The 14,465-nt window shown below is 63.1% G+C and carries 16 protein-coding genes and 1 tRNA gene; 8 read left to right on the forward strand and 9 right to left on the reverse strand.

All coding sequences use genetic code 11. The features are described 5' to 3' along the window. Positions 1–47 precede the first annotated feature (47 nt). The 3 genes from X741_RS145380 to X741_RS145370 all read left to right on the forward strand — a co-directional run bounded on the left by X741_RS145380 (position 48) and on the right by X741_RS145370 (position 2,440). Complete coding sequence (locus X741_RS145380) at positions 48–1,022, forward strand: adenosine deaminase (protein WP_023779291.1); 975 nt, start codon at positions 48–50, stop codon at positions 1,020–1,022. A gap of 122 nt (positions 1,023–1,144) precedes the next feature. Beyond that, a complete protein-coding gene (gene upp / locus X741_RS145375; RefSeq protein WP_013893037.1) occupies positions 1,145–1,774 on the forward strand; it encodes a uracil phosphoribosyltransferase in 630 nt (209 codons plus the stop codon). Positions 1,775–1,870: 96 nt separating this feature from the next. Then, positions 1,871–2,440 carry a TIGR02281 family clan AA aspartic protease gene (locus tag X741_RS145370; RefSeq protein ID WP_023779292.1) on the forward strand — a complete coding sequence of 190 codons (570 nt, stop codon included), beginning with the start codon at positions 1,871–1,873 and terminating at the stop codon, positions 2,438–2,440. Between the two features lie 16 nt (positions 2,441–2,456). Here the strand turns inward: X741_RS145370 and deoA are convergent, their stop codons facing one another. From deoA to X741_RS145340, 6 genes are all read right to left on the reverse strand, one after another. After that, positions 2,457–3,776, reverse strand: a complete 1,320-nt coding sequence (gene deoA, locus X741_RS145365; protein WP_023779293.1) for a thymidine phosphorylase — start codon at positions 3,774–3,776, stop codon at positions 2,457–2,459. Then, complete coding sequence (locus tag X741_RS145360) at positions 3,776–4,585, reverse strand: purine-nucleoside phosphorylase (protein ID WP_023779294.1); 810 nt, start codon at positions 4,583–4,585, stop codon at positions 3,776–3,778. The genes deoA and X741_RS145360 overlap by 1 nt, the downstream gene beginning before the upstream one ends. Positions 4,586–4,615: 30 nt before the next feature. Continuing rightward, positions 4,616–5,008 carry a cytidine deaminase gene (gene cdd / locus X741_RS145355; protein ID WP_023779295.1) on the reverse strand — a complete coding sequence of 131 codons (393 nt, stop codon included), beginning with the start codon at positions 5,006–5,008 and terminating at the stop codon, positions 4,616–4,618. Positions 5,009–5,086: 78 nt separating this feature from the next. After that, positions 5,087–6,058, reverse strand: coding sequence for an ABC transporter permease (locus tag X741_RS145350; RefSeq protein ID WP_013893042.1), 972 nt, complete (start codon positions 6,056–6,058; stop codon positions 5,087–5,089). A 1-nt stretch (position 6,059) separates the two neighbouring features. Beyond that, a complete protein-coding gene (locus X741_RS145345) occupies positions 6,060–7,199 on the reverse strand; it encodes an ABC transporter permease (RefSeq protein WP_023779296.1) in 1,140 nt (379 codons plus the stop codon). Further along, on the reverse strand, positions 7,196–8,728 hold the full coding sequence (locus X741_RS145340) for an ABC transporter ATP-binding protein (RefSeq protein WP_013893044.1): 1,533 nt from the start codon (positions 8,726–8,728) through the stop codon (positions 7,196–7,198). Before X741_RS145340 ends, X741_RS145345 begins: the two co-directional genes overlap by 4 nt. Positions 8,729–8,926: 198 nt before the next feature. Between X741_RS145340 and X741_RS145335 the strand changes: the two genes are divergently transcribed. After that, positions 8,927–9,136: a SlyX family protein gene (locus X741_RS145335; RefSeq protein ID WP_013893045.1), complete on the forward strand. Its 210-nt coding sequence runs from the start codon at positions 8,927–8,929 to the stop codon at positions 9,134–9,136. A gap of 22 nt (positions 9,137–9,158) precedes the next feature. After that, positions 9,159–9,566 (forward strand): hypothetical protein, encoded by a 408-nt coding sequence (locus X741_RS145330; protein ID WP_023779297.1) that lies wholly within the window; start codon positions 9,159–9,161, stop codon positions 9,564–9,566. Between the two features lie 320 nt (positions 9,567–9,886). Here X741_RS145330 and X741_RS145325 read toward each other — a convergent pair whose 3' ends face one another. The 3 genes from X741_RS145325 to X741_RS0135515 form a co-directional block, all read right to left on the reverse strand. Further along, positions 9,887–10,876, reverse strand: a complete 990-nt coding sequence (locus X741_RS145325) for a BMP family ABC transporter substrate-binding protein (protein WP_023779298.1) — start codon at positions 10,874–10,876, stop codon at positions 9,887–9,889. A 253-nt stretch (positions 10,877–11,129) separates the two neighbouring features. Next, complete coding sequence (locus X741_RS145320; RefSeq protein WP_023779299.1) at positions 11,130–11,453, reverse strand: hypothetical protein; 324 nt, start codon at positions 11,451–11,453, stop codon at positions 11,130–11,132. Between the two features lie 170 nt (positions 11,454–11,623). Then, on the reverse strand, positions 11,624–12,394 hold the full coding sequence (locus X741_RS0135515) for a DUF2569 domain-containing protein (protein WP_245272761.1): 771 nt from the start codon (positions 12,392–12,394) through the stop codon (positions 11,624–11,626). A 366-nt stretch (positions 12,395–12,760) separates the two neighbouring features. On the opposite strand from X741_RS0135515, the gene X741_RS145315 reads away from it, so the two are divergent. From X741_RS145315 to X741_RS145305, 3 genes are all read left to right on the forward strand, one after another. After that, positions 12,761–12,850 (forward strand) — tRNA-Ser (locus tag X741_RS145315). Positions 12,851–13,218: 368 nt separating this feature from the next. Further along, the gene (locus X741_RS145310) at positions 13,219–13,524 is read left to right on the forward strand and encodes a hypothetical protein (protein WP_245272762.1); all 306 of its coding nucleotides are present in this window, start codon (positions 13,219–13,221) and stop codon (positions 13,522–13,524) included. A 424-nt stretch (positions 13,525–13,948) separates the two neighbouring features. Then, entirely contained in the window at positions 13,949–14,305 is a 357-nt protein-coding gene (locus tag X741_RS145305) for a hypothetical protein (protein ID WP_023779302.1), read from the forward strand. The last annotated feature ends 160 nt before the right edge of the window (positions 14,306–14,465 follow it).

The following is a 14,465-nucleotide window of genomic DNA, read 5'->3' on the forward strand; positions in this document are numbered from 1 at the left end:
TCCAGGTGCTGGTTTTCAAGACCTGGACTGACCGACGGGATGTTTGAATGCCTTTGAAAGCGGAACTGCACTGCCACATCGAAGGGGCAGCGGCGCCCGAACTCGTCATCCGCCAGGCGCAGAAATATGGCAAGGATACCTCGCCCTATATCCAGAATGGGTCCTTCGTCTGGCATGATTTCACGTCCTTTCTCGCGGCGTATGACTTCTCCTCCGACCTGTTTCGGACCGAGGAGGACTATGCGCGGCTGGCCGACCATTATCTGACCAGCCTGGCCCGTGACGGCGCCATCTATTCCGAGGTCTTCACCTCGCCGGACCATGCGGAGAAAGCCGGGCTGTCCCCCAAGGCCTATACCGACGCACTCGGCGAAGGCATGCTGCGCGCCAAGGCCAAGACAGGCATCGAGGGCCGCATGATCGTCACCGGCGTGCGTCATGTCGGCGTGGAATCGATCGAGCGGGCGGCGCGCTTCGCGGCGCGCTCCGGGCATCCGCTGGTCACCGGCTTCGGTGTCGCCGGCGATGAGCGCATCGGCGACATGGAGGACTATGTCAGGGCTTTCGAGATCGCGCGCGAAGCCGGGCTCGGCATCACCGTCCATGCCGGCGAACTGACCGGCTGGGAGACTGTCCAGGCCGCGCTCGACCATATCCGTCCCTCGCGCATCGGCCATGGCGTGCGCGCCATCGAAAACCCGGATCTTGTTCGGCGTATCGCGGACGAAGGCGTCGTTTTGGAGTGCTGCCCGGGTTCCAACATCGCGCTCAAAGTGTTCGACAGCTTTGCCGATCATCCGTTTCCGGCGCTCAAGGCCGCCGGCTGCAAGGTGACGCTCAACTCCGACGACCCGCCCTATTTCTGGACCTCGCTGAAGCGCGAATACGACATCGCCGCCGAACATTTCGCGATGAGCGAGAAAGCGCTGGCCGCCGTCACCCGAACGGCGATCGAGGCCGCTTTCGTCGATCGCAAGACCAAGTCCGCGCTTCTTGCCCGGTTGAACGCGGTGGCGCGCTGATTTCTGCGAAATCTGTGGTCCACCGAGCCCAGGCGGTTCCTTGGCCGGCGCATAGTCGCTAGGGTCGTCCGAGCTGCCTGCCGCGCCTGCGCGGATAGGGCGACACGCATCAGGAGAACATCATGAAGGGCGTCACCGTAGTCGACCATCCGCTTGTCCAGCACAAGCTGACCATCATGCGCAAGAAGGAGACCTCGACAGCCGGCTTCCGGCGGTTGCTGCGCGAAATATCGCTGCTGCTCGGCTACGAGGTCACCCGCAATCTCGAACTGACGACGACGACGATCGAAACGCCGATGGAGACCATGGAAGCGCCGACGCTCGAGGGCAAGAAGCTGGTCTTCGCCTCGGTGCTGCGTGCCGGCAACGGCTTGCTGGAAGGCCTGCTCGACCTGGTGCCGGCGGCCCGTGTCGCCCATGTCGGCCTCTACCGCGATCACGAGACGCTGGAGGCAGTCGAGTATTTCTTCAAGGCGCCGAGCGATCTGGCCGACCGGCTTGTGATCGTCGTCGATCCGATGCTGGCGACAGCCAATTCGGCGATCGCGGCGATCGACAAATTGAAAGAGCGCGGCGCCACCAACATCCGCTTCCTGTGCCTGCTGGCGGCGCCCGAAGGCATCGAGCGCTTCACCACCGCGCATCCCGACGTTCCGGTCTTCACCGCGTCCATCGACCGCCAGCTCAACGAGAAGGGCTACATCATGCCCGGCCTCGGCGATGCCGGCGACCGCATGTACGGGACCAAATAATTTACCAAATGTTTACGCAACGGCGCGGTTTTAGCGACCGTTAAAGCGGCAAACACCATCCGGCGCTAAAGGATCGGTACTCACAAAGGCCGATCCATGCTGCGCAAACTTCTCATCTTCAGCGTCTTTGCCGGCACATCGGCGTCGATCCCGGTTGTCTACCAGTCAAATCCGCAGGTCTTCGAAGACCTTCTGAGATCGGCGGTGACGGCCAAGCCCGACGCCGAGACCCAGGCCCAGCCCGACATCAACCTGGCATCGGTGCCCGACAAGCCGGTGGCGCCGAAACCGGCCGGCCGCAAGGTCGTCGTCGCGGCGGACGAGCGCGGGCACTTTTCATCGACCTTCAAGCTCAACGGCCGTCAGGTCGATGGCATGGTCGACACGGGCGCGACACTGGTTGCGGTCAATACGTCGACGGCGCGCAGGATCGGGCTGTCGCTCAATCCATCCGATTTCAGCCGTGAGGTCAGCACCGCCAACGGTACCATCAAGGCGGCCGTGGTGATGATCGATCGGCTGCAGATCGGCAGCATCACCGTCAATGACGTGCAGGCTATCGTGCTCGACGACAAGGCGCTGCGCACCAACCTGATCGGCATGAGCTTCCTCAACAGGCTTGGCAAATACCAGGCCGAAAACGGCACCTTGCTGCTCGCTCAATAGGAAGAGTTCCGTCCGGTCAACCGTGCGCCAGAATCCGCCGCATGACGGTTTTATCCGCCGGTGGTTTCGAAGCCCCGATCGTGTAGGCTGAAAGCACGGCCGCGGCCGCGGCCTCGGCATCGGACTGCGAGCGGGCATGCACCAGCGCCAGCGGCTCGCCTGCACCGACCTCGGCGCCGATGGGCAGCAGCCTGGTGATGCCGACCGCCGGGTCGATCTTGTCGTCCGGGCGCGTGCGCCCGCCGCCAAGGCCAACCACCGCCAGGCCGATGTCGCGGGTGGCGATGCCGGTGACGAAGCCGCCGGTCGTTGCCTTGACTGCAAATTCGGTTGCTGCCTCGGCCAGGTATTTTTCCGGCCTCTCGATGAAATCGGCGGGGCCGCCGAGCACCGACACCATGCGCGCGAAGGTGGCGGCGGCGCGGCCGCTGACAAGCGTCTCCGTGGCGCGCCGCATGCCGTCCTGGTTGGACGATGCCAGTCCCGCCGACTGCAGCATTTCGGCCGCCAGCGCCAGCGTCACATCCTCCAGCCGCCGGTCGCGAAAACGGCCGGTCAGGAAATCGACGGCGTTGCGCACCTCGACGGCATTGCCGGCGGCGGACGCCAGCGGTTCGTTCATGCCGGTGATCAAGGCCGAGACCTTCAGTCCTGCGCCGCTGGCGACCTCGACCAGGCTGTTGGCGAGTGCCGTCGCGTCGCGCGACTTCTCCATGAAGGCGCCGTTGCCGACCTTGACGTCGAGCACCAGCGAGCCGAGGCCCGCGGCCAGCTTTTTCGACAGGATCGAGGCGGTGATCAGCGGCACCGATTCCACGGTTCCGGTGACGTCGCGAATGGCGTAAAGCCGGCGGTCCGCCGGCGCGAGATCGGCGGTCTGGCCGATGATGGCGCAACCCGTTTCCAGCACCGCCTTGCGAAACAGCGCGATGTCGGGCTGGCTGGCATAGCCGGGGATGGCATCCATCTTGTCCAGTGTGCCGCCGGTATGGCCGAGGCCACGACCCGATATCATCGGTACATAGGCGCCGCAGGCGGCAACGATCGGCGCCAGCATCAGCGAGACATTGTCGCCGACGCCGCCCGTCGAATGCTTGTCGGTGACGGGCCCCGGCAGATCCGACCAATCGAGCACGTCGCCGGAATCGCGCATGGCCAGCGTCAACGCCACGGCCTCGTCGCGGTTCATGCCGTTGAAGAACACCGCCATGGCGAAAGCCGCGACCTGGCCATCGGTGACGGCGCCCGACGTCACGCCGTCGATGAAGGCGGCAATTTCACGGGCCGGCAGCCTCTGGCCGTCGCGCTTGTGGCGGATGATTTCCTGTGGAAGCATCAGTTCTCCAGCAGTCCGTCGCGGAACACACGCTGCAGGACCGTCGCCAGCCGCGACCCGCCGACCGGTGCCATGTCCTTGGTCTCCTGGTGCGAAAGCTCGGCTCCGGTCATGCCGGCCGCCAGATTGGTGATGACCGAGCAAGCGGCGACGCGCAGGCCAAGGAAACGGGCGAGAATGACCTCAGGCACGGTCGACATGCCGACAGCGTTGGCGCCCATGATGCGCGCCATGCGGATCTCGGCCGGTGTTTCGAAGCATGGGCCGGAAAACCACATATAGACGCCCTTGTGCAGCGCCGTGCCGGTTGCCTTCGCGGCCTGTTCAATCGCTTTGCGGATGCCGGCATCGTAGGCTTCGGTGAGACCGACGAAGCGGCGGTCGCTCGGCTCGCCGATCAGCGGATTGGTGCCGGAGAAGTTGATGTGGTCCGATATCAGCATGACCGAGCCCGGCAGCATCTCGGGATCGACCGAGCCGGCGGCGTTGGTGAGGATCAGTTTGGTGATGCCGATGCCGGCAAGCACTTCCAGCACCGGTCGCATCGCCGCAGCATTGCCATGCTCGTAATAGTGAGCACGGCCGGACAGCATCAGCACCGGCGTGCCGGCAAACAGCCCGGCCACCACTTCGCCGGCATGGCCGCTGACGCCGCTTCTGGGGAAGCCGGGCAGGTCGGCATAGGAGACACGGATCGGGTTCTCGATCCGGTCGACCAAGCCGCCGAGGCCCGACCCCAGCACCAGCGCCGTGGTCGGTGCCAAGCCGTCCAGCCTTTCGATAAGACGATCCACGGCCTTTTCGATCATTCCTGCCTGCCCTTCATTGGAGCCGATCTTTCACTTGAGAATATCGCCGCGAAAACCGTAGGGCAGCATGTCGCCCATGGTCACGGTCTCGGCGACGCCGGTATTGTCGCAGAGATAGAGTTTGGTTTCCGGTCGGCAGAATTCGGCTAGCCGCTGGCGGCAGCCGCCGCAAGGCGAGCATTTGGCCATGCGCTCGGCAAGGACGGCGATTTCGACGATCTTGCCGCCGCCGCCCATGATGTAATGGCCCAGCGCGGTGGTCTCGGCGCACCAGCCTTCGGGATAGGAGGCGACCTCGATGTTGGCGCCGGTGAAGACACGCCCGTCCTCGGTGCGCAAGGCCGCACCCACCGGAAACTTCGAGTAGGGAGCATAGGCCTTGGCCATGGCGGCCCTGGCCGCCTCGAACAGATCATGCGACATTTCAGTACTTCTCTCCCATGATCTTGTTCAAAAAGCCGGTGCCGATTTCGACCGCTGCGATTTCCCGCTGGTGCGGTCTCAGCGTTCCTTGACATAGGGCACGCCGCCGGCGCGCGGCGGGATCGCCTTGCCGATGAAGCCGGCAAGCAGGATGACGGTGAGGATATAGGGCAGCGCCTGCATGAACTGCACCGGCACCTTGCCGATCAAGGGCAGCGGTGATCCCTGCAGGCGGATTGCCGCCGCGTCGAGGAAGCCAAACAGAAGGCAAGCGAACATGGCGTTGACCGGCTTCCATTTGGCGAAGATCAGCGCGGCCAGCGCGATGTAGCCCTTGCCGGCGGTCATGTCCTTCACGAAGCCGCCATTCTGCACCATCGACAGGTAGGCGCCGGCAACGCCGGTGAGGATGCCGGTGCAGATCAGCGCGCGGTAACGCAGCCAGGCGACCGAGATGCCGGCGGTGTCGACGGCGGCCGGGTTTTCGCCGACCGCGCGCAGCCTGAGGCCAAACCGGGTGCGAAACAGCACCCACCAGGTGAACGGCACCATCAGGAAAGCAAGATAGACAAGAATCGAATGGCCGGAGATCAGTTCCGCGTAGATTGGGCCGATGATCGGCACACCGCGAACCGCCTCGGCGCCGGGCCAGATGATCGCGTCGAACCGCTCGCCAGGTCCAAGTGCCGGCGTGCGCCCGCCTTGCTGGAACCAGGCCTGGCCGAGGATGATGGTCGATCCGGCGGCGATGAAATTGATAGCCACGCCGGAGACGATCTGGTTGCCGCGGTGTGTAATCGAGGCGAAGCCGTGCACCAGCGCGAAGGCGACCGAGATCAGGATGGCCATGCCGAGGCCGAGAAGGGCCGAATGGAACACGGAAGCGGCGGCGGCGCCGGCGAAAGCGCCGACCAGCATCTTGCCCTCGAGGCCGATGTCGAAGATGCCGGCACGCTCGGAATAAAGGCCGGCGAGGCAGGCCAGCAGCAGCGGCACCGACAGGCGGATGGTCGAGTCAAGTATCTGCACGATGGCGATAAAGACATCCATCTCAGGCACCCTTTCCCTTGACCGCTTCCATCCCGACCGATCCCGGACTGAACGAGGCGAACAGCGCCTGGATGTATGGCCTGAACATGTGCTCCAGCGCGCCAGCGAACAGGATCACCAACCCCTGGATGATGACGATCATGTCGCGGCTGATCGCAGGCATCTCGAAGGCGAGTTCGGCGCCGCCCTGGTAAAGCATGCCGAACAGGATCGCCGCCAGCACGATGCCGACCGGATGCAGGCGCCCCATCAGCGCCACGGCGATGCCGACGAAGCCGGCGCCGGAAACGAAGTCGATCGCGACATTGTGCTGGTCGCCCATCACCGGATTGAGCGCCATCATGCCGGCGAGCGCGCCCGAGATCATCATGGCGGTGATGATGATGCGGGTCTCCGAAATGCCGGCATAGCGCGCCGCCTTCGGGCTGTGGCCATAGGTGCGCATTTCGTAGCCGAGCTTGGTACGCCAGATCAGCAGCCAGACCAGGAAGGCCATGACCAGCGCCAGCAGGAAGGTGACGTTGAGCGGCGCCGAGCGGATCTTGGCGCCGAACAGTTCGATGATCCAGTTGAGCTTCGGCAATTCGGCGCCGGCGAGGAAGTTGCGCGTCTGCGGTGCTTGCGAGGCCGCCGGCTTCAAGGGGCCGACCAGCAGGTAGACCATGATGGAGGCGGCGATGAAGTTGAACATGATGGTGGTGATGACGATGTGGGACCCGCGCCTGGCCTGCAGATAGGCGGGAATCAGCGCCCACAACGCGCCCACAAGCGCCGAAGCGACGATCGCCAGCGGAAATGTCAGCCACCACGGGAATACGCTGTCCAAGGGCAGACAGACGATGGCGATGCCGAGGCCGGCGATATAGGCCTGCCCCTCGGTGCCGATGTTGAACAGGCCGCAATGCGCCGCCACCGCAACCGAAAGCCCGGTGAAGATGAATGTGGTGGCATAGAAGAGGGTGAAGGCGATGCCTGTTCCCTTGCCGAAGGCGCCCTCGACCAGGATGATTGCGGCGCGGAACGGATTTTCGCCGACCAGAAGCACGACGAAGCCGGCGACGATGAAAGCCACCGCAAGGTTGATCAGCGGGATCAGCCCGTAGTCGGCCCAGGCCGGCAGCTTGGCATAAGGCGTGCTCATTCGGCAGCCTCCTGGCGCTCGACGCCCGCCATCAGCAGGCCAAGCTCGCCTTCGGTCGCCTCGGGGCCGCGCTCGCCGACGATGCGGCCGGCAAACATCACCAGGATGCGGTCGGAGAGCGAACGGATCTCGTCGAGCTCGACCGACACCACCAGCACGGCCTTGCCCTGGTCGCGCATGGCGATCAGGCGCTTGTGGATGAATTCGATGGCGCCGACGTCGACGCCGCGCGTCGGCTGGCCGACGATCAGCACACCGGGGTCCTGTTCCATCTCCCGCGCGAGCACGATCTTCTGCTGGTTGCCGCCGGAGAAATTGGCGGTCTTCAGGCGCGGATTGCCGGGGCGGATGTCGTATTTCTCGATCTTGTCCTTGGCATCGGCGATGATGGCCTCGATGTTGAGCAGCGGCCCTTTGAGATAGCGCGGATCGTCGTGATAGCCGAGGATCGAATTCTCGTTCTCCTCGAAGGCCAGCACCAGCCCGACATGGTGGCGATCCTCCGGCACATGGGCCAAGCCCCGGTCGCGCAGTTCGCCCGGATCGGCGGCACCCGTCAGGTCGATCGGCGTGCCGTCGAGCATGACAGAACCTGAAACGGCGCGCCTGATGCCGGAAATCGCCTCGAGCAGTTCGGATTGTCCGTTGCCGGCGACACCGGCGATGCCGACGATTTCGCCGGCGCGCACATCGAAGGAGATGTCGTCGACCATGGTGACGCCGCGGGAATCCTTGACCGTCAGGTTCTTGACCGCGAGCTTGACGCCGCCGGCTTCCGCCTCGCCCTTCTCGACCCGGAGCAGCACGCGCCGGCCGACCATCAGTTCGGCCAGTTCCCCGACGGTGGTTTTCTTGGTCTCGCGGGTCGCGACCATCGTGCCCTGGCGCATCACCGACACCGTGTCGGTGATGGCCATGATCTCGCGCAGCTTGTGGGTGATCAGCACCACCGTCTTGCCCTGTTCCTTCAACTGCTTGAGGATACGGAAGAGATGGTCGGCCTCGGCCGGCGTGAGCACGCCCGTCGGTTCGTCGAGGATCAGGATATCGGCGCCGCGATAGAGCGCCTTGAGGATTTCGACACGCTGCTGCAGGCCGACCGGCAGTTCCTCGATGATGGCGTCGGGATCGACTTCGAGCCCGTATTCGCGCTCGAGCCGCTCCAGCTCGGAACGCGCCTTGGCGATGCTGCTCTTCAGCAAGGCGTTGGTTTCGGCGCCGAGGATGATGTTTTCCAGCACCGAGAAATTGTCGACCAGCATGAAATGCTGGTGCACCATGCCGATGCCGAGCGCGATCGCATCGTTGGGCGTCTTGATCGATGCCAGCTTGCCGCCAACGTGGATCTCGCCGCTGTCGGCCTGGTAGAAGCCATAGAGGATCGACATCAGCGTCGATTTGCCGGCGCCGTTTTCGCCGACGATGCCGTGGATGGTGCCGCGCGCGATCTCCAGGTTGATGTCGCGGTTGGCGCGTACGGCGCCAAAGCTCTTGTTGATGCCAATCAGTTCGATCGCGGCTTGCGCCATGCAGCCAGTCCCACTCTTATTTTTTTATCGCTTGGTCAAAATGCCTAGCATGACGCTCGGCCCATGCCAATCGGCCGGAGCGGCGTCCACTCTCGGCAAATCCCGGTGCGCTTGTCAATTTCCAACGTGTCCCTGGCCTTCATATTCGCTAATATGACGAGCCGAAATCAGCATCTTGATGAAAGCCAGGGATTGCCAATGACCATGCCCGCCGACCGGCTGACGACGCTGGAAATTCGCGCCGCCGAGCAAGAGAAGACCATCGAGGAACTGTCAGGCCAGATTGCCGAGCAGTGGAAGGTGATCGAGCGCATGCAGCGCAAGCTCGACGCGCTGACCGACCGTTTCCTGGCGCTGGAGGAGCAGTCCGCACCCGACGTGCCGGTGACCAAGCCGCCGCATTGGTGAGGAAAAAGGGGAGGGTGCAATCATGAGCGACCGCATCGCAAGGGCCGGTGACTATGTGCTTGGCCTTATGAACGACGCGGAGCGCGAACGGGCCGAGCGCGATCTGGAAATCGACCCCGCCTTCCGCGACGCGGTGGTGCAGCTTGCCGAACGCATGCATATGTTCGACCGTGCCGAAAAGCCGGGTGGCGCCAATCACTGGGCGCTGGTGACGCAACGCATCGCCGAACTGCCGCAGATGCGTGTGGTCGGCCAGGACGGGGCGAAGCCGACGCCGGTGATCAGCAAGCTGGAGCATCGTCCCCATGGCGTCGGCGTGCATTCGCTTGGCGGCCGGCGCGGGGCTATCATCGCCATCGTGCTGATCGCGGTTTTCGCGCTTGGCTATCTCGCTGGGCTTTGGTCGACGGGTAGCGCACTTCTGCCCTGACCTGCGAGCCAATCAAATAAGATTCTTGCGAATAAGGACCCGCAACGCCGGAACTGCCATCTCCCCCCATGCGGGGGAAATGGCCGGCAGGCCAGAGGGGGGTGTGAAGGATCGCCAACCTGAATGACTTCTGAATAACGGTGAATTGGCTGTTAGGCCGAGGGACAGCACCCCCCTCTGCCTTGCCAGGCATCTCCCCCGCAAGGGGGGAGATCGGATATCGCCGAGACCTTCGCCAATCTTCAGCGTCCTTCGAGATCCCTCCAAAAAACAAAACCGCCGGGCTTTCACCCGGCGGTTCGAAACCTGGTGCCTACCGATCAATAGGGGCAGGCGTTGTCGGCGGTGTAGTCGTGCACTTCGAGCTTGCCGGCGATGATGTCGGCCTTGGCCTTTTCGACCGCCGCCTTCATCTCGTCGGTCACCAGCGCCTTGTTGTCGTCGTCCAGGGCGTAGTCGACGCCGCCTTCCTTGAGGCCGAGATTTTGCAAGCCACCCTTGAAGGTGCCGTTCTTGCCGTCCATGAAGGCGGTGTAGACGGCAACGTCGACGCGCTTCATCATCGAGGTCAGCACTTTGCCTGGCTGCAGGCCGTTCTGGTTGGAATCGACGCCGATGCCCAGCTTGCCGGCATCCGCCGCCGCCTGCAGCACGCCGACGCCGGTACCGCCGGCCGCGGCGTAGACCACGTCGGAGCCTTGGTCGATCTGCGTCTTGGCGATCTCGCCGCCCTTGGCCGGGTCGTTCCAGGCCGCCGGCGTGTCACCGGTCATGTTCTGGATGACGTCGGTCGCTCCCGCCGACTTGGCGCCGCCGACATAGCCGCATTCGAACTTGCGGATCAGCGGGATGTCCATGCCGCCGATAAAGCTGACCTTCTTGGTCTTCGAGGCCATCGCCGCCAGGATGCCGACGAGATAGGAGCCTTCATTCTCCTTGAAGACAAGCGAGCGGACATTGGGCAGATCGACGGCATCGTCGATGATGGCGAAGTTGAGGTCAGGATATTCCTTGGCGACCACCTTCAGCGCATCCTCCCAGGCAAAGCCGGCCATGACGATCGGGTTGCGGCCGTCCTCGGCGAAGCGGCGCAGCGCCTGCTCGCGCTGCGAAGCGTTGGAGACCTCGAACTCGACATAGGCGGTTCCGGTCTCGGTCTTGAATTTCTCGGCGCCGTGATAGGCTGCCTCATTGAAGGATTTGTCGAACTTGCCGCCGAGATCATAAAGGATGGCCGGCTGCACATCCGCGGCGAAAGCCGGAAGAACCATTGCGGTTGCGGCCAGGAGGCCGAGAACGATACGTTTCATGTGATCCACACCCTGTCGGTTATTTTTTCCGTTACGCACCGCTTGCCTGCCCGGTTCACCGGCAGGCATGCGACGTCAGCCAGGAGTGTATTCCCCTCCCGCTCCCGGGCAATCTGGCACGGCCTGAAACAAAATTCACGTGGAATTTTGACCTTTTGGAAAAGCGTGCCACGGGCGAGCCGCGCCGCAGTCCGATCCTTGCGCGCAAGCCGTTGGAAGGTGGCCCGTCGCTGGGCAGGGAGCAGGAAATCGATCAGTTGGCGGCGAACTGCCCCGTGCGCCGCTGCCGCCTGTAGCTGATGGCGTAAAGCAGGAAGGCCAGCACCGCGAACACCGCAAATCCCGGCTGGTTGAGCACCCAGGCGATGGCGCCGTCCCACAGCAACGGACCCGCCTTGGCGCGGACGAAGGTTTCGAAGGCCGCCCGCGTGTCCGGCGAGACGGCCAGCCAGCTTGCGTTGAGCGGGGTCAGCACAAGCGCCGAGGCGGCCACCGTGCGTGTCGCGTCGAGCACCGCCATGATGACGGAAACCGACAGCGCGACCATGGCCGCAAGCCGAAAGACGAAACGAAACATCAAGCTCTCCCCCGGTCGACCCTGGACGCTTTCCAACCGATCGCCGGCACGTGTCCCGAAAACGAGAAATAGAGTGGGTATGGCTGGTCCGCAATCACGATACGCGAATTTGAAGGCTCGCGCATTCTCTCCCTATGCGATGCGGCTGGCCCCATGCGATGCGGCTGACCCTATGCGACCGGCCCCTGTACGGCTGGCTTGCGCCTGCGCCGGTGAACGAGCCAGACAGCGAGAATGCCGCCGGCGATGGCGCCGACCACCAGTCCGGCCAGACCGATGAACACGGCGAAATATCCGCAGCCGCCCTCGAAGCAGCTTACTTCGGCGACATCGGCAATCACCGAGCCGGCGAAAAAACCGCCGAGGGCGCCGATGACGGCGCCGAGGATGATGCCGAGCACGGCCGCGACAATCGAAACGAAGACCGACGGCGCTTCGGTCTCCGGCTTGGCATAGACGGTTTCGGCGCCGGAGCCACGGCGCAGCAGGTAGATGCAAAGCAGGCCGATGGCGATCTCGGCGCCGGTGATGGCCAGGTTCTCGGCGGAGAAAACAAACCTCGGCGAGGCAAGCACATAGGCTTGCCTCGCCAGCGACCAGATGATGATGACGGCCTGCCAGATGATGAAGTGGCGCGGGAAGCGCGCTGAGCGGCCAAAGGCGAGGCCGAGCAGGTAAAGCCCCCACAGGATCGTGACGACGTCGACGATGAGCCCGCCCATGAGGAAATAGAAGATGTCGTCCGGCAGGCCGGAATTCCCGAACAGCCACCAGGATGACGCCAGGCCATAGACCGACCACGCCATGACGAAGATGAGCCATGCTACCGGGACGAAGGACAATCCGCTATCTGGGCCGTTGCGCGGACTATTGCCTGGGCGCCCGGACGGCGCCTTGTCATTGTCCGGCGCGTTGCCCGGAATTCCGCTGTTTGACGTCATGTCCGGCCGGTGCCCCCGCAAAGCCTCCCGGTCACTCGACAGCTGGTTCGAGGCAAAGTCAAGCACGGCCGCCCCGCGGTCCTGGCTGTGCACATCATTCGGGGGGCGGCGCTTCAAAAGCGGATCTGCCGGCGGCCCGCGAAATCCCATGTCGCCGGCAAAGCGAATAGACTGCCGTTATGGCTTGGCATTCGGCGCGGGATCGACTAGATGAGCCCCGCGCCTGTTGCTTCGACGGCTCAGGTGCAGGGGAAGGACGTCCGCTGGTTGGGCGGCGTCCATTGCGGACGTTCCGCATCGCAGCCCCAAGGGAGATGCATCTCCCCAACCCGCGCGGCGAAACCGGCCGGCGCGACATGCAAGGACGGAGAGGTGGCCGAGTGGTTGAAGGCGCACGCCTGGAAAGTGTGTTTACGGGAGACCGTAACGCGGGTTCGAATCCCGCTCTCTCCGCCAACCATCGTTGAAGTTGTTTTATGTGTGGACCCGCTACAGTTCCGAGCCTCTGAAACGGGCGGCTTCCTCTATAAAGCATCGTCGGCCCCTGAGTGCGTCCTCTCACCTCGAAATTACGACCCTGATAGCATCCCTTGGCCACCTTCTGCGTTCGCGTAATATTGCGATCAATTAGAATCGCCTAATTCTGGATTGCGGCGGTATCCCAACTCACCGCCAAGGTCGGCGCGGGCTTTCAGGCAATGCCGCGCCGACCGGCGCTTCACCTTCGGGGCTCGTTGGCATGCCATTGCCCGTGTCCGCCGAACCCGTGTGAGCTATGTCATAGTTTATTTCAGCCCACCCGATATCTTGATTGGCATAGATGCATGTCTCGCTACATCGGGAGGAAACCAGTGCCTGTTCCCCAGCGCAACGTTGATGGTTATCTGGCCAGTTATGGAGGCCCTCTGGCAACGCGTATTGAAGTGATTGAGGCCGACGGTGAGTGGTTGGTGCGAATTGTTGAACATGACGAGGAGCGCACCTACTCTTTCACGTTGAAATCTTTCGCTCTGGCCTTCGCCGAAGGCCAGAGGATTCACGCAAAGCCTCCCACTGTCGTGCGGCTGGAGCGCAACCCATCGCTCCTATTCGCACATGCCCGGTTCACAGCGGTGAACGATCGATTCTAAAGCCGTTTCACCGTTTCACGGAAACGACAGACCGCTCTATCCCGTTGCTTTCACGCAATTCCCAAGGGAAAGCGCTACGCGCTTTCCCGGGAAAACCGTGTCACACTTTTCATGGGATTGCCCTCGGATGCCGCGAGACGTGGGGCGGGTCGCGGGCCTAGTCACCCGACATCGGTGTTTGGTAGCCTTCCGCCTTTGGCCTGCCACCATTCTGAGCCGCGCCCGAAAATGTTAAATTAACAAAAACCTGTTTCTTTCTGCTTCGCCCCGTCTCGAACCTTTATGGTGTTGAACCACGAAGGTGGTGCCCTTGCGGGAATATTGAAATTTGGTCGAAACTCTCCAAAATTTCAGCCGGTGGAAATCACGAGAGCCACCAAGATGATGTCAACAGAGGAGCCTATTGAAAGCGGAGGGACCACCGATGGAAAGAGCCATTTCGACGAGTTTTGCCCCAGTCGGGCCCGAAGCCCCTGATGTTTTTCTTGACCGGTTGCTGCATCCGGCACGGCATTTCGAGCGACCTCAGGACGTGCTGATCGACGAGACGCTGGACGTCCAGGAGAAGCGTGCAATCCTGTCATCATGGGCATCGGATGCCTGTGCAGTGGAATCGATGCCGGCGCTGCGCATGCCGCCCGGGGTCACCGAACCCGTTAGCTTCGATGCCATCATGGATGCGTTGCGCCAATTGGATCAATGCGAGACGCTTCCCGCCAGTCGCAGTCATGACCTCGACATCGCTGCCGCCGGATTCACAGCATTGGTAGATCGACTTTGAGCGAATGCCGCCTTTCAGGAATACCAGGGGTCTTCCGCTGACGAGGAATTCGCCAGCGGAAGAACCGAGTGCGTTCCTCCTGCCCATCCCCCCTACGTCGGATCTTGCCTGAAAATTTTCCTAAGCGCCCTCTTGAACGCGCAACCCGCCGTTCTAAATC

The sequence above is a fragment of the Mesorhizobium sp. LNHC221B00 genome, from assembly GCF_000502935.1.
Lineage (GTDB): Bacteria > Pseudomonadota > Alphaproteobacteria > Rhizobiales > Rhizobiaceae > Mesorhizobium > Mesorhizobium opportunistum.